Source organism: Segatella oulorum F0390, from assembly GCF_000224615.1.
Classification (GTDB): domain Bacteria; phylum Bacteroidota; class Bacteroidia; order Bacteroidales; family Bacteroidaceae; genus Prevotella; species Prevotella oulorum.
Window position 1 is genome coordinate 1,219,687 of the sequence record NZ_JH114215.1, and the last position, 15,971, is coordinate 1,235,657.

At 53.0% G+C, this 15,971-nt stretch carries 11 protein-coding genes; 5 read left to right on the forward strand and 6 right to left on the reverse strand.

The annotated features are described in order from the left end of the window. Nucleotides 1–2: 2 nt before the first annotated feature. The 3 genes from HMPREF9431_RS05240 to HMPREF9431_RS05250 all read right to left on the reverse strand — a co-directional run bounded on the left by HMPREF9431_RS05240 (nucleotide 3) and on the right by HMPREF9431_RS05250 (nucleotide 6,085). Complete coding sequence (locus HMPREF9431_RS05240) at nucleotides 3–2,831, reverse strand: putative LPS assembly protein LptD (RefSeq protein WP_004380123.1); 2,829 nt, start codon at nucleotides 2,829–2,831, stop codon at nucleotides 3–5. Nucleotides 2,832–3,762: 931 nt separating this feature from the next. After that, complete coding sequence (locus HMPREF9431_RS05245) at nucleotides 3,763–4,299, reverse strand: HD domain-containing protein (RefSeq protein WP_040560883.1); 537 nt, start codon at nucleotides 4,297–4,299, stop codon at nucleotides 3,763–3,765. Nucleotides 4,300–4,309: 10 nt separating this feature from the next. Next, nucleotides 4,310–6,085 carry a biotin/lipoyl-binding protein gene (locus HMPREF9431_RS05250; protein WP_004380126.1) on the reverse strand — a complete coding sequence of 592 codons (1,776 nt, stop codon included), beginning with the start codon at nucleotides 6,083–6,085 and terminating at the stop codon, nucleotides 4,310–4,312. Nucleotides 6,086–6,261: 176 nt separating this feature from the next. On the opposite strand from HMPREF9431_RS05250, the gene HMPREF9431_RS05255 reads away from it, so the two are divergent. Together HMPREF9431_RS05255 and HMPREF9431_RS13460 are read left to right on the forward strand one after the other, a co-directional pair. After that, nucleotides 6,262–7,107: a hypothetical protein gene (locus tag HMPREF9431_RS05255; protein ID WP_004380127.1), complete on the forward strand. Its 846-nt coding sequence runs from the start codon at nucleotides 6,262–6,264 to the stop codon at nucleotides 7,105–7,107. Nucleotides 7,108–7,189: 82 nt separating this feature from the next. Further along, nucleotides 7,190–7,504: a hypothetical protein gene (locus HMPREF9431_RS13460; protein ID WP_040560885.1), complete on the forward strand. Its 315-nt coding sequence runs from the start codon at nucleotides 7,190–7,192 to the stop codon at nucleotides 7,502–7,504. Between the two features lie 249 nt (nucleotides 7,505–7,753). Here HMPREF9431_RS13460 and glgP read toward each other — a convergent pair whose 3' ends face one another. Continuing rightward, on the reverse strand, nucleotides 7,754–10,315 hold the full coding sequence (glgP, locus tag HMPREF9431_RS05265) for an alpha-glucan family phosphorylase (protein WP_004380128.1): 2,562 nt from the start codon (nucleotides 10,313–10,315) through the stop codon (nucleotides 7,754–7,756). A 35-nt stretch (nucleotides 10,316–10,350) separates the two neighbouring features. Continuing rightward, on the reverse strand, nucleotides 10,351–12,003 hold the full coding sequence (locus HMPREF9431_RS05270) for a glycosyltransferase (protein ID WP_004380129.1): 1,653 nt from the start codon (nucleotides 12,001–12,003) through the stop codon (nucleotides 10,351–10,353). Nucleotides 12,004–12,140: 137 nt separating this feature from the next. Here HMPREF9431_RS05270 and HMPREF9431_RS05275 point away from each other — a divergent pair, with 137 nt between their 5' ends. The 3 genes from HMPREF9431_RS05275 to HMPREF9431_RS12885 all read left to right on the forward strand — a co-directional run bounded on the left by HMPREF9431_RS05275 (nucleotide 12,141) and on the right by HMPREF9431_RS12885 (nucleotide 14,363). Next, on the forward strand, nucleotides 12,141–12,563 hold the full coding sequence (locus HMPREF9431_RS05275; RefSeq protein WP_004380130.1) for a hypothetical protein: 423 nt from the start codon (nucleotides 12,141–12,143) through the stop codon (nucleotides 12,561–12,563). A gap of 44 nt (nucleotides 12,564–12,607) precedes the next feature. Next, complete coding sequence (locus HMPREF9431_RS05280) at nucleotides 12,608–13,039, forward strand: acyl-CoA thioesterase (RefSeq protein WP_004380131.1); 432 nt, start codon at nucleotides 12,608–12,610, stop codon at nucleotides 13,037–13,039. Between the two features lie 1,081 nt (nucleotides 13,040–14,120). Then, nucleotides 14,121–14,363 (forward strand): hypothetical protein, encoded by a 243-nt coding sequence (locus HMPREF9431_RS12885; protein WP_155812951.1) that lies wholly within the window; start codon nucleotides 14,121–14,123, stop codon nucleotides 14,361–14,363. 368 nt (nucleotides 14,364–14,731) lie between these two features. Here the strand turns inward: HMPREF9431_RS12885 and HMPREF9431_RS05290 are convergent, their stop codons facing one another. After that, nucleotides 14,732–15,619: a DUF6261 family protein gene (locus HMPREF9431_RS05290; RefSeq protein ID WP_004380135.1), complete on the reverse strand. Its 888-nt coding sequence runs from the start codon at nucleotides 15,617–15,619 to the stop codon at nucleotides 14,732–14,734. Nucleotides 15,620–15,971: the final 352 nt, after the last annotated feature.

Genomic DNA, 15,971 nt, shown 5'->3' on the forward strand with positions numbered 1-15,971 from the left:
GCTTAATACCATTGCACGGCGTTGGTGTAGCCGCTTCGTTTGTCATATTTGAGTGCATCGGTCAGGGTGCTGGCGTTGCAACGGAAAGAGAAATTGTAGCTGGTGTAGGGGGCGATGACCACCGAGCAGCTCATGTTGAAGCAATGCAAATCGCGTTGCAGGCTGGCAGTGGTCATGCTGATGGCATGGGTGTTGAAGTCGTAGCCCGAGGTGAAGCTGATGTTCCACCCTTCGCTAAGCCTCACGTTGCCGCTGACGTTGAGCGTCTGCGTGAACATGTAGGGATAGCGCATGGTGTTGTAATTGAACTTGGCGATGTCGGTGTTCTCGCGCATGGTGATGCCGTAGCCAAAGGTGAGCGACCACGGCATGGAGAACGACATGTAGCCGTCATCGTCGGTTTTGGCCTTTGCCGAAGTTTTATCTTGACGTGCATTGCGCTGCCCCTCAATCATCGTGTCGTCGACATTCGATTCGATGTCGGTGTCGATACCTTCAGCATCTTTATGCTTGCGCAGACCATCGTCGTCGTCCTTCGGGCCGCCTCCGAAAAGATGTTTGAGTTTCTCGGGCGTGAGGGTGAACGAAATGTTTTGCGACATACCTTGAAAGCGCCCTATCTTGCCCATGCCCCAATAGGTGTGTGTGCCGACGTAGGGATGGCCATTGGCATCAAGCTCGTAGGCATAGGACGCAAAGACGGCGTCGAGGTTGAAAGTGTAGTTCTTCCACCACTTCAAACGAAGATTGACGCCGAGGTCGCTCCACGGACGCAGTTTCTCGGCCATGTTGTAGGACATGCGGAAGCCCAGGTTGTCGATGATGCTGATTTTCTTGATGCCTGTAGAATCCTTATCCGACTTGATTTTCATTTCGATGTTGTTATCCAGCGAGAAACTGACGCTTCCTGTTTTTCCTCGTCCGGGTGCACCGTAGAGGTTGGGCTGGAAGGGCGAATATTCCACGAGGCTGACGTTGCCGTGGGAATCGGTACGCTGGTAGGTGGCATAGTAGCCATAGCGCGAGGTTCCAAAGTCGGGCGCATAGCTGAAGCTCACTTGCGGGGAAAGCACATGGCGCACAGCCTGTATTTTGTCGCCAAATATTTTGCGATTGGGCAAGAACATGCCATAGAGCTTTGTGCTGGCGCTGAGGCTCAAGTCCCAGTTGTAGACGTTATAGAAGCCATTCACCTGTTCGCTTTCTTCTTTCTGCGTGGCTACATTCCAAGAATGAAGTGTCTTGTTGCTATACATGCGGTCGGTGAAATTGAACGAGGGATTGATGTTGACATAATTAAATAAGGTGAAGCTGCCGCTGATGGGGATGCGGTGTTGCATTCCATTACGCCAATCCTTGACCAGATTAGAGTGAAACAATTCACTTTCTTTCGTGTCAATAGAGTTGCTGAGTTGCCCGGTATAACTGACGGAGATTTTCTCATACCACCGCTCGGCACCCACAACATGCCGCCGCTTGAACGGATAGAAGCGGGCAAGATTGAGGTTGAGGTCGGGCAACGTTAGTGCAATGGTTTCGTAGCGCATATTCTGATTAAGATTGGCGGTGGTGCTGAGTGTGAGTCCAATGCTCGAGAACGATGTGCTCCAGCTCACAGATGAGGTGCGCGTCGATTGCGTCATCGTCTGCGGATTGTAGAGGCTTCCGAGATTGTTGCGCTCGTAACTGCTCGTGGCAAAGTTCACGCTGGCCGAGAAGGTGCTATAGGGGTTGGCCTTAGCATCCTGCCGATGGCTCCATTGCACCTTGAAGCTCTTTTGGTTGATATAGTCGGGCATGCCCTTGTCACCGGTCTTGGTGTTTTGAAAACTGGCGTAGAAAGTGCCGTTGTAACGATAGCGCTTGCGATAGTTGCTGGCGGCACTGAGCCCCCATGAGCCGCGCGTATAGATTTCGCCGAGGAGCTTCAGGTCCCACCGATCGCTCATGGCGAAATAATATCCGCCGTCGCGCAGATAGAAACCACGGGTGCTCTCGTCGCCGTAGGTGGGCATGATGAAGCCGCTCGAATATTTCTTCGTGAAGGGAAAGAAGCCATAAGGAATGGCCAAAGGCAACGGAACATCGGCCACCACGAGATAGGCCGGGCCGAAGACGACATCCTTGCCGGGGCGCACCTTGGCGCGTGAGAGCGAGATGTAGAAGTCGGGATGGTCGAGGTCGCAGGTGGTGTAGCGTCCGTGTTGCAGATAAACATTGCCCAAAGAGTCGCGCTTCGCCAATTCGCTGCGCAGATAGCCCTCCTCCTGCTGCGTGTAGGTGTTGCGGATGAGCCCCTTTTTGCTTTTAAAGTTAAACGCAATGGTGTCGCTCTCATAATTATCCTTCCCCATAGCAAAGACGGGCGTTCCCGTGAGCTTCTTCGAAGCCGTGTCGCGCACCCCCGTTGCATGAATAATGCTGCTGTCCATGTTGACATGAATGCGCTCGCTCTTGAGGTTCATGTTCTCATATTTCACGTTCGACGAACCATAAAGATAGGCCGTTCGGCTGCGCGCATCATACACCATCGAGTCCTTGGCCGCGAAGTCGATGGGCGCTTCGATGCCATTCTTCTTTTGCCGATTGAGCGAGTCGAGATGAATAGAGTCGTCGATGGCCTGATTGTGCCGATAGATGGCGCGTTGCAGCGAGTCCATCTTCGTGGTGTCCACAGCCATGCGCGCAACACTATCCCCCGGCAGACTATCTTTCATTGCAGCCGTCTGCGCCCCACCCTTCTTGCGCTTTTTGAGCAAGGGATAGTTGACGCCGGCCATGACCATCAGCACGGCGAGCAGAAAAGCTGCAATAAACGAAAATCTTCTCATTGGGCTGCAAAGTTAGCAATTAATCTGTAGATTGTCCAACCCACGGCGTTAAAAGATGATTAAACCCCACGTGGGCAGCAGCGCGTTATGCCGCCGTTCAAGCCCTCGCCGGCAACCTTTTCTCATTTTAGTCCGTCGGCGAACTATTCGCCGGCAATCATTTCTCATGTTTGTCCATCGGCGAACTATTCGCCGGCATACATTTCATGTGTTTGTCCGTCGGCGAACTATTCGCCGGCATACATTTCGTGTGTTTGTCCATCGGCGAACTATTCGCCGGCAATCATTTCTCGTTTTGTCCATCGGCGAACTATTCGCCGGCAATCATTTCGTGTGTTTGTCCATCGGCGAACTATTCGCCGGCATACATTTCGTGTTTTTGTTCATCGGCGAACTATTCGCCGGCAATCATTTCTCGTTTTGTCCATCGGCGAACTATTCGCCGGCATACATTTCGTGTGTTTGTCCGTCGGCGAACTATTCGCCGGCAACCTTAGGACACGGAGTCACACGAGAAATGGTAGGGGCGGTGCCTGTGTGCCCGCCCGAACGTCCGCGCAGCGGCGTTTCCATCCGTAAAGAACACGTCCCTATCCACAAAGGTGGCGTTTCCATCTGCAAAGGGCACATCCCCCATCCGCAAAGAAGGCATCTCCATGCGTTGAAATGTTTGTGCATTGCGCATGATGCACGCCTGCTAACGATGGATGCGCCCTTGTGGGGCGACACGGGCGGGCACACAGACACCGCCCCTACCAACCTCCATCAACCCCCTCTGCCACGCAACCTCCCTCGTTTTAGTCCGTCGGCGGAGCCTCTTCCGGCAATCATTTCTTGTTTTAGTCCGTCGGCGGAGCCTCTTCCGGCAACCTTTTCTCGATTTAGTACATCGGCGAGCACCTCTTCCGGCAACCTGACGACCGATTGGGGGTTAACGGAAGCGAGCGTCCCAAGCACGGAAGCGCTGCAAACTGTCTGCGCCAAAGCGAGCCATGGTGGCCTCAACGGCAGCAAGCGGTTTCTCGTCGGTGGGATGGCTCTTCGAATAGAACTTGTCGGCGTAGCAGATAACTTGCTCTTCGAGCGTCTCGGGCAGGAAGTCTTCGTGGGGCAAAGGCAAATGCTGCGCGATAATCTCTTGCTTCGTGAGGCCCGCACCGGTATGGCGTTCGCAAACGCGGGCATGCTGCGGATAGCCTTCGCTGCGCAGTATCTCGGCGCCGATGCGGCCATGGCAGATGTAGGGCTCGGTGCCGAAACATGCTATTCCGGGCGCATGGCAGCGAAAGATGCCGATGTCGTGGAGCATGGCGGCTTCGATGAGGAACGGCCGGTTGAGCTGCAACTCGGGATGGCGCTCACAAACCAACACAGCACGCTTCATGACGAGCGTGCTGTGGGTGATAAGAATATCCCGAAGTCGATTGGCTTCGGGATAATATTTGTCGATAATCTGTTGATAGTCCATGCGCTGAGGGTTAAGCCTCGGGCCGCTGAATATAGGCAATCACATCGCCTTTATTCACCTTCGTGCCCTGCTTGGCATTAATCTCAACCAACTGTCCGCCGAGCGCGGCCGGAATGGTTTCGAACTCGCCCCACGGTGTGCAGATGTAGCAGAACGCATCGCCCTCTTTGTATTCCTTGCCAATGAAGGGCTCGGTCGCTGTGAGCGCTTCGCCGTCGCCTTGGAACTCCCAAAAGATTTGTCCCTTCACGGGCGAAACAATAGCGTCGGCCTTGGCGTGTTTAAAGGCCGCAGCCTCTTCGGGGCTCACCTTGGCACCGAGCTTGGCATCTTTGGCAGCCTGCAAGTCGCCCAGGAAATTTTTCTTTGCCTGCCCGCTGCGATAGTTGCGATATTGCTCGGGGTGCATGGCCAATTCGAAGAGCTCCTCGTCGTCTTGCCCATATTCCCAACCGTTCTCGTCCATCTCTTTGCGGAAGTCATCCAGCGCATTGGTGAGCAGCGTGTGGGGGTCGGCATCGGTGAATTCGCGTCCTTGTTTCTTGGCCAATTCAACCAATTCGGGATCGATGGCGCCGGGCACCTTGCCGCTCTTTCCGAGGATCATGCCCCACATCGATTCGTCCATCATCACGAAGCGGCCTTTGCCTTGCTCCATCGTGAGCAGATTCATCAGGGCGATGTTCTTGGTGTATTGGCTGAAGGGCGTAACCAATGGCGGATAGCCCACGCGCGGCCAAACATATTCCACCTCGCTGAAGAGTTTCACGAGCATGTCGTCCATCGTGAGTTCGTCTTCGCCCTTCTTCTTGCGCAGGTTGTTGATGGTTTGGCGAATGCCGCCCAAATCGGCCATCATCGAGCCCATCATGCCGCCGGGCAAACCGCAACCGAGCAGCAACGACGACATGATTTTGTTGGACGGATTGATGAAATAACCCAACCACTCGTCGATGAACTCCTGCGTCAGCGCACGCGCCTTCATGTAGGCATTCATGTTGATCTCGGGCACATCGAAGCCTTCGTTCTTCAGCATGCTGAGCACCGAAATGATGTCGGGATGCACTTTACCCCATGACAGCGGTTCGATGGCGGTATCGATGATGTCGGCACCATTGTTGCACACCTCTAAAATCGAAGCCATCGAAAGGCCTGGTCCCGAGTGGCCGTGGTATTCGATGATGATTTCGGGGTGCTTATCTTTGATGGCCTTGGTGAGCTTGCCCAACAAGGCAGGCTGCCCAATGCCGGCCATGTCTTTCAGACAAATCTCGTCGGCACCAGCCGCTATCAGCTCGTCGGCAATCTTGGTGTAATATTCCAACGTGTGAATGGGCGAATTGGTGATGCAGAGCGCCGTTTGTGCGGTCATGCCGGCCTCTTTGGCCCATTTAATCGAAGGGATGATGTTGCGCACATCGTTCAACCCATCGAAAATGCGTGTGATGTCGGTGCCTTGCGCGTGTTTCACCTTGTACATCAATCGACGCACATCGTCGGGCACGGGATACATGCGAAGCGCATTCAAACCGCGGTCCAACATGTGGGTTTTGATGCCGGCCTCATGCAATGGTTTGCAATACGCGCGAACGGCTTCGTTCGGATTTTCGCCGGCTAAGAGGCACACCTGCTCAAAAGCACCACCATTGGTTTCTACACGGGCGAAGCAACCCATTTCCACGAAGACGGGAGCTATGCGCACCAGTTGATCCTTGCGTGGCTGAAACTTTCCGGAGCTCTGCCACATATCTCGATATACGAGACTGAACTGAATTTTCTTTCCCATTATTTTGTTGTATTGATATCCTTAAAAACGAACGAACGGGGCGTTTCTGAATGCGTAAAACAGTAGCAGAACGGCAGCTCGTCGGCCTGCAAAATTAGATAAAAAAAATCAAAAACGCCCGCCTCATCCCCTTTTTTTGTGATTATTCTCTTATATTTGCACAAAATAAAACGCACATGAAGTTCAAATCAATCGCAACACTCAGCATAGCCATCGCATGTATTGCAGCCTGCGGACAGCAGACAACCAAGAAATCAACCACACAGCAAAAGATAAAGACCGATTACCAATCCATTGGCGACAGCACCATTTATGGGTTGGCCTGCGAGGGATGCAACGACTCGGTGATTGTGTTGTTGCCCAACGATGGCAGCGACCCCGTGACCTACGATGTGGTGGATGCACGAAGAAACAAGCGCATTCTGGGCGACATACAGATTGGCGACTGGATTGGCATTGTGGCCAATCGCTATGACAAGCGCGTTGCCGACGAGGTGGTGAACCTCGACCAGCTGAAAGGCATTTGGTGCTACGTGGTGATGCCCAAGATGCGCGATTACGAATACATGAGCAAGAGCCTGCAACGCCGCATGATGCGCGACATGCCCGACTCCGTGAAGCGCACCTATCTCATCCCACGCGAATATGGCTTTTGGCTGCGGCGGCAGTGGGGCGCACAGAGCGTCGGCTACGTCAGCGAGCAATCGGCCTTAGAGCAAGAGAGCCCCGTGGTCTATCCACAATTAGGCTATTTCACGGGCTGGCGCATTTGGAATGGCAAGGTGATTATCCTCAGCGCCACGCCTATTTTCAAAAACGACAACACCATCCAAACCATTGACCCGCGCATCGACACCTGCGACATTGTCTATTTAGGCAACGACTCACTGGTGCTGAGCAGCGAAGGTGCCTCGCGCAGCTACTATCGCAAAAAGGACATCAACGATGTGAACGTGAAGGCGCGTTACATGGCCGAGAAGCTGAAACGCGAAGCACTCAAAAAAACAACGCAAGAAGGATAATCGGCGGTGAGCCTTGCCGCTTTCCCCATCCAAACGAGCGACATGCCACGTCGCCCTCTACGAAAACAGCATTCCCAAGCACATGGGAATGCTGTTTTGGGAGAAAATTCCCCGAAAAACAACGCAAGAAAAGGTGTTTTGGAAAAAAGTCTTTGAAAAACAACGCGCGAAAGCATGGTTTCTTTCCCAAACATCCCTTACAGACCCTCCGAATGGACGACTAATTTTGAAAACAGCCCTTGCAGACCCTCTGAATGGGCATCGAATTTTGAAAACAACCCTTACAGACCCTCCGAATGGACGACTAATTTTGAAAACAGCCCTTGCAGACCCTCTGAATGGGCATCGAATTTTGAAAACAACCCTCGCAGACCCTCCGAATGAGCATCGAATTTAAAAAACAACCCTTACAGACCCTCTGAATGGGCATCAAATTTCGAAAACACCCTTGCAGACCCTCTGAATGGGTATCTTTTTCGGAAAACACCTTTACAGAAGACTCGGAGGCAGGTTTTTCACGAAAAACAACGAAAACCATTCCGGCTTTTCGGCTCCGCTTCATCCCCGCACGGCATGCAACAAAAAGCAGGCTGCCGGGAAACGCGTTCCACAGCAGCTTGCCTTTACATAAACGATCAACCGGCGTTTAATCCAACCATTTCACATAGCAGAAGTCCTGCCGATGGGGCAGATTGGCATTCTTGGGATACATGCGCACACAGCTCTTGAAGGCACCGGCCTCGTCGGGCTCTATCACGGCCTCGAAGGTATAGAGGTTGCCTTCGTGCTGTTTCACCTTGAAAGGATGCACCTGATAGACCTCGCGCCCGTCGGCATCGGCCTGGTTGTTGAGCACCACAAGCTCCAAACCCACAGCGTCGTCGAGGCCCTGCTCGTCGATGACATAGGTCATGGTGTATTTCTTGCCCGTTTCGCCCCCTTCGTCTAAGAGCGAGGTGTCGCGGCTCACCACGTGGATGGCATCCCAACGCTCGGCCACACACTCCTTCCAGTGGGCCAACTCGCGTGCCAACTTGTCGTTGTCTTTGCTCAGCTCGCGGAAACGCATTGCCTGACGGTCGTAGAACTTCTCGAAGTAATCGTCCAGCTGGCGCTTCATGGTGTAATGGGGCGCGATGGTTGCGATAGAGCGTTTCACCACCTTGATCCACGCTTCGCTATAGGGCTTCTTGCCGCGGTCGTAGTAGAGCGGGATGATGTCGTTCTCCAACAAGCCATAGATGGTGGCTGCATCCAACTTGTCCTGGTATTCCTGGTTCTCGTAGGTGCGCTTCTGTGGCAAAGCCCAGCCCGCACCTTCGCGATAGCCTTCAACCCACCAACCATCGAGCACCGAGAGGTTGACCACACCGTTCATTTCGGCCTTCTCGCCCGATGTTCCCGAGGCTTCCAAGGGGCGCGTCGGCGTGTTCATCCAAATGTCGACACCCGACACTAAGCGGCGCGCCAGCTGCATGTCGTAGTCTTCTAAGAAGATAATCTTGCCCAAGAACTCGGGACGCTGGCTGATTTCGTAGATGCGCTTGATGAGTCCCTGCCCTGCGCCATCGGCCGGATGGGCTTTTCCCGAGAAGAAGAAGAGCACGGGACGCTCGGGATTGTTCACAATCTTGGCCAAGCGGTCGATGTCGGTGAAGAGCAAGTGGGCGCGCTTGTAGGTGGCGAAACGACGACAGAAACCAATCATCAGCGCGTTGGGCGTGATGCGTTGCAACAACGACACGACACGTGCCGGGTCGCCCTGGTTGCGCAACCACGTCTCGCTGAACTTCTCGCGGATGTAGTTGACGAGCTTTTGCTTCAGTGCCATGCGCGTTTCCCAGATTTCGGCATCGGGCACCTTCTCAATGGCGTGCCAAATGGTTTCGTTGCTCTGGTCGAGTATAAAGCTCGGATCGAAATATTTGTCATAGATGAGGCGCCATTCCGTGGCCGTCCAGGTGGGCAAGTGCACGCCGTTGGTGACGTAACCCACGTGGTTTTCTTCGGGGAAATAGCCCTGCCACAAGGGTGCAAACATCTTTTGGCTCACCCATCCGTGGAGCTTGCTCACACCGTTCACCTCCTGGCAGGTGTTGCAGGCAAAAATACTCATGCAGAAACGCTCGTTGTGATCATCGGGATTTTCGCGACCCATTCCTATGAATTCGTCCCACGATATGCCCAACATTTCGGGGTAACCACCCATATATTTTCCAAAGAGAGCTTCGTCAAAATAGTCGTGACCTGCCGGAACGGGCGTGTGCACGGTGTAGAGCGACGAGGCGCGCACCAGTTCCAAGGCTTGGTTGAAGGTGAGTCCTTCGGCCACGTAATCGCACAGACGCTGCAAGTTGCAGAGCGCGGCATGCCCCTCGTTGCAGTGATAAATGTCCTTCTTGATGCCCAATTTCTTCAGCGTCAAGATGCCGCCGATGCCCAACAGAATCTCTTGCTTGAGACGATTCTCCCAGTCGCCGCCATAGAGGCTGTGGGTGATGGGACGGTCGAACTCGGAGTTCATGTCGGTGTCGGTGTCCAACAGATAAAGGCTGATGCGCCCCACATTCGCGCGCCACACCAAGGCATGCACATGATAGTTCATATAGGGCACGTCGACCACCATCTGGTTGCCGTTGGCATCGAGCACACGCTCAATGGGCAAGGAGTTGAAATTCTGTGCGTCATACTTGGCAATCTGCTGGCCGTCCATGCTGAGGCTCTGTGTGAAATAGCCATAACGATAGAGGAACCCCACGGCACACATGTCGACATTGCTGTCCGAAGCCTCTTTCAAATAGTCGCCGGCCAGCATGCCCAAACCGCCCGAATAGATTTTCAATACCTGCGTCAAACCAAATTCCATGCAGAAATAGGCCACCGAGGGACGCTTCTTGTTGGGTTTCACAGCCATGTAATCATGAAACTTCGTGTAAACATCCTTCACGCGTTTCATGAGCGCCTTGTCCTTCACAATAGCCTCTTTCCGCTCATAGCTCAAACGCTCGAGCAACAACACCGGGTTGTAATTGACAGCCTCATAGAGGTCGGCATCGAGGCTCTTGAAGAGCTTGGGTGCCTCATTGTTCCATGCCCACCATAGATTGTGAGCCAATTCGTCTAAGCATTTCAATTGCTCAGGCAAACGCGATTTCACTGTTAGCTCCCGCCATTGGGGGGCATTTACATAGTCAGCTTTAATTTTCATACCGCTTGATTGATAATGTTTTTAAAATATTGTTGCTACGCCCGTGCAGCAGCTTTGCGCAGTGCAAGGGCATAGGCCTTTTCATAATAAGGAATGAAGTGCTTCCACAGTGCCGCTTTCGACAAGTTCCAAGCCGCCTTTCGGCAAGTTTTACGCTGCGTCTCGTCGGCCTTCGCATAGTGTTCAATAGCTTGGCAAATGGCTGTGGCCACCTCTTGATAATTATTGTCATCGCGATGCACCACACAGACGCCATCTGCTAACCTTGCTTCATGCCCAACAGTGTGGTTTGCCCACAGACCAAAACCGGCCAAATCGGTTGTGATGCACGGCACATGAAAAGCGATGGCTTCGAGTGGTGTGTAGCCCCAAGGCTCATAGTAGGACGGATAGACGCAGAGATCGTTGCCGCCCACCAAATGATAATAAGGCTGATTGAAGATGCCATCCTGCCCCGTCAGATAACAAGGCACAAAGATGAGTTTCACGCGCTCGTCCAAAGCGTTGTGTATGCCCAAATAGTTCATCATGCCCAACACGCGATCGCTTGCTACGTCGTGCAAGCAATGGGTGCAAATAGGGTTGTCCAAAGGCGTGTCAAAAGTCTGACCGCTGCGCAGACGCACTTGCAAATCTTCGCGCGGACCAGCCACCCAGCCCGGCACTTCGATAAAGGCTACCACCTTTTGTGGCAAAGGGGCGCGGCGCAATCGATGCATCGCTTCAATAAACACATCAATGCCTTTGTTGCGAAACTCGTAGCGCCCACTCGTCGAAACAATCAACGTTTGGTCGTCGAAACGGTCGCCTGTCAAGGCATTGGCCACCTGCAACAAAACTTTTCGTGCGGCCATGCGCTGCGCATCGAAAGCCTTTCCGCGCGGCACAAAATCGTCTTCAAAACCATTGGGCAGCACCACATCCACGGGCTTATCCAACAGTTCGCGACATTCCACAGCTGTGATGTCGCTCACGGTGGTGAAGCAATCCACATATTTCGCAGCCTGCTTCTCCACCGAATGTTTACTCTGCATGTTGAGTTCTTCGGCCATCTGGTCGCCACGATAAGCCCAAAGATATTCGTAGAGCGGCTTCATGTTGCCCGCAATGCTACGCCCGATGCTCGTGGCATGCGTCGTGAAAATAGTGCCTATCTGCGGCACATGCTTATGAATATAAAGCAAGCCCAAGCAGGTCATCCATTCATGGCCTTGATAAACCACCTTTGCCGCAGCCGGCAACACATGCCGATAGAAACTCTCGACCACCTTTGCCGCAGCATAGGAAAACATCGATGCCTCGTCATAATCGCCATAGGCATGCAGACTATCCACCTGGAAATCGGCCCACATCTGACCATAGATATCATTCTTTTGCGCATAGAACGGGCGGAAATCCACCAACAGCGCAATCGGCGCTCCCGGAACATTCCAGCGCCCCACACGCACGTGCAATCCCTCTTGCTGCGCCTTTACACGCCAATCAGAATACAGTTTCTCATCCGCCGTAAACAAAGGATTATCGACCTCGTCGCCAAAGTCGGGACCAACGAAAAACACCCTGTCGGCAAACAGCTTTTGCATGGTCTTGGCACGCGTCGACAACACGGTGTAAATGCCACCCACCATGTGGCACACTTCCCAACTCGATTCAAAAATATAATCCGGAACACACTGCCCTTTAACCATACGAAAAACCTTTTTTTGAGCGACAAAGATAGCATAAAATTCCTAAAAAGCCAATGAAGCGCACACTATTTTGCCCAAAAGCGCCCATTCCTTGACATAAACTTTATACCTTTGCACGCAACTAAGTGTATCGCATAATGAAACGATGGTTTTTATCAATCCTCCTCACGCTCGCCTGCACATGCACATGGGCGCAAAACACCAACGAGCCTTTCAAAGGCCATCTATATAATAAGGAGTACAAAGTCTATCTGCACATCAATTTCTATCAAAACAACATCCTCATCCCGGGGCAAGAGCTCTTCGGACAAGTGGCGGGCTATTTCGGCGCCGATTTAGACAGCCGCAAATGGATTTTCACCAACGTAACCCTCAAAGACAACCACACGGCCGCACTCTTGGTGACCAACGACTATGGCAGCGAAGACCTCGAAGCCACACTCACGGCCCAGCCCGACGGCACATTCGTCTTCGAGCAAGGTAAAGGCAGCACCATCAAATTTGCCATCCAGCGCAAATGGCAAAAGATGCCGCGCCGACTCGTCTTCGTCAAACAGTAACGCCCCGTTCAAACATCATTCAACAAAAAACACCAACAAACCCTATGGAACAAATAACATTTCACCACAGCCTTCCCATTCAGCTCCGATTTACCGATGCCGACCAATTCGGACACATCAACAACACAGCCTATTTTCAATATTACGATACCGCAAAAATCGATTACGTGCGCAAGGTGTGCAACATCCCCAACGAGCGCTATGCCATCTTCGCCGCACACGTCGAAGCCGACTTCCTCGCACAGGTCTATAGCACCGACCAAGTGGAAGTGCAAACAGCCATCACCGCCATCGGCACCAAGAGTTTCACGCTCACACAACAGCTCATCGACTGCCAAACGAAAGCCGTGAAATGCGTGGGGCGCACAGTGATGGTGGCCTACGACCTGCTCGAAAACCATTCTATCCCCATGCCCGAAGAATGGATTGAAGCCATTTGCAAATATGAAGGGCGCGACGTGCGACGGAAAAAATAACCCCCACCCACATTTGAGTTTGACAAGAGAAAGGCAATAAAGCCAGTATTGTCGAAGAATAACCCCCTACCCAAACAACACATCGGGGGCGGAAATGCATCGCGCACTCCACCCAAACGAAACCGTAGGGGCGAACATCCGCGCGCAATTCTCTCAAGCAAAATGCGTAGGGGCGGCGCCTATGTGCCCGCCCGAACGTCCGCGCAGCGGCGTTTCCATACCAAAAATGCATGCATTGTGCGCGGGAATTTTAACGATGGATGCGCCCTTGCAGGGCGACGCGGGCGGGCACACAGGCACCGCCCCTTACCAATCTCCATCAAACCGCACGGTGTGCCCCTACCTCATCACATTGTACATTCGATAGCCCACGCCAATCGCAAGGTGTGTTCATACCCCACCGTATTGCACATTCGATAGCTCCAAACCATGTGGTGTGCCATTACCCCATCGGGGTTATACTTTCGATAGCGCAGGGTTGGCAAGTGCAACGCAGCCTACCCTGGGTAACAGTGCAAACGAGGAGGCTACCCCCTTGGGGGTTGTACTTTCTTTCATCGCACATCATTACCACACGCGGCGAATGAATGATCTCCCGCATGCAAATTGATTTTAAAAAGTACAATGCCGATGGCATAGGTTCCCCTCCACGACTTTACCCAGGGTAGCCTCCTATCGTCGGCAACCCTGGGCTGACAAAAGTACAACACCGATGGTGTTGGTTCATGTGTACCGTTTTCACCAACCAACAAACAAATAAAAACACCCACACGAAATCGTAGGGGCGGCGCCTGTGTGCCCGCCCGAACGTTCGCGTAGCGGCGTTTCCATACCAAAAATACACGCATTGTGCGCTGGGAATGGATGATGGATGCGCCCTTGTGGGGCGACATGGGCGGGCACACAGGCACTGCCCCTACCAATCTCCATCATATTTTTCCACGCAATCCCACACAAACAAAATAACCATTTACACACAATCCACCCAAACGAAACCAACCGTCCCATACGTAATCTGCCCAAACGACATCAACCACCCATATGCAATCCGCCCCTACCCATCTCCACCAAACCATGCGGTGTGCCCATACCCCATCGGGGTTATACTTTCGATAGCGCAGGGTTGGCAAGTGCAACGCAGCCTACCCTGGGTAACAGTGCAAGCGAGGAGGCTACCCCCTTGGGGGTTGTACTCTTTCTCATCGCACATCATTACCACACGCGCGAATGGATTATTCGCGAATGGTTTCCCCACACGAAAATTGATTTTAAAAAGTACAATGCCGATGGCATAGGTTCCCCTCCACGACTTTACCCAGGGTAGCCTCCTATCGTCGGCAACCCTGGGCTGACAAAAGTACAACACCGATGGTGTTGGTTCATGTGTACCGTTTTCCAAACAAACAAAACCACCCACACGCAATCCACCAAACGAAATCACCCATTCCACGCGCAACCTGTCCAAATGCCATTCTACATTCACACGCAATCCATCCAAGCAAAATACGTAGGGGCGGTGCCTGCGTGCCCGCCCGAACGTCCGCGCAGCGGCGTTTCCATACGCAAATGAATGAATACAACTACACAACACATCGGGGGCGGAAATGCATCGCGCACTCCCGCCCCCATTCTTTAAAACAAGTTTTGTATGCAAACCGGCATCGAGATGATGCCCTTTTGTTTTAAAGCAAGTTATGATTTCGGCGTCACCGTGGCATCGCCCTGACCCTTTCCGCCCGGCTGATCCTTGCCACCGCCCGGTTTATCCTTGCCATCGCCACCATCACCCGGCTTCTTGCCATCGGGCTTCTTCCCGCCGTCGCCGGGCTTCTTTCCCTCTCCGGGTTTTCCACCGTCGCCAGGCTGCTTGCCATCGCCCTTTTTCTTCGCCTTGGGTAGCACCTCCTGCTTGTAGTGCTTCACCTGCTCGTTCATCTTGCTGATGAAATCGGCATAGTCGGCCTCGCCCTCGACCACCGCCAAGGCATTCACCTTTTGCACCAACGTGTGATAGGCCTCGTCGGAGGCGTGTTGCGCCTGCCTCAACTGACCCACAATCTGCACCGCACGGTCGTTGGCACGCGCCCGCGTCACCTCGCGCAGCTTGTCGTTGGCCTGCTTCATGGCCTGCACCACGGGCGTGAGAGCCAAGGCCGTGACATCGGCAGCCGACTTCGTTTCCAAATCGCTGATGAGGTTGAGCAACAAGCCTGTCTCGCGGTCCAACTGCATCGCAGGATCGATGTTGTAATCCTTCAGCAGCTGTTCCAACCGCGCGGCGGCCTTCACCAGCTGGGCATCGGGATGGTTCAGGAAAAACGTGATGGCCTTGCGCAGCGCCTTGTAGTGCTTATCGCGCTCGGCATCGATAGCCTTAATCTCCTTGCTCAGCAGGTTGGCTTTCGACAACGCCAGCGCATCGTCCTCGGCCTTCAGCGCCGTTTGCAGGGCCGTCAACTCGGCCGTCACCTTTGTTTTTACTTTGGCATCGGCCGTGGCGAGCCCCACCGTGTCGGTGATGAACAAAAAATGGGCACCACTTTTCATGTGCGCCAAATCAATTCCGTTGATTTCTTTCATTTTTAATCGTTTTAGTTACAAAATATAAAAATATAATGATGTGGCGGAAGCTTCCGCCGGTTAATCTCTGTTTAAAAAATCATCAGCGAGCCGCTCACTAACGTGATTTCGCTTAAAAAACGGTCAGCGAGCCGCTCACTAACATGATTTTGCTTGAAAAATGGTCAGCGAGCCGCTCACTAACGTGATTTCGCTTAAAAAATGACCAGCGAGCCGCTCACTAACGTGATTTCGCTTAAAAAATGGCCGGCGAGCCGCTCACTAACGTGATTTCGCTTAAAAAATGGCCAGCGAGCCGCTCACTAACATGATTTCGCTTTAAAAATGGTACAGCGAGCCGCTCACTAACATG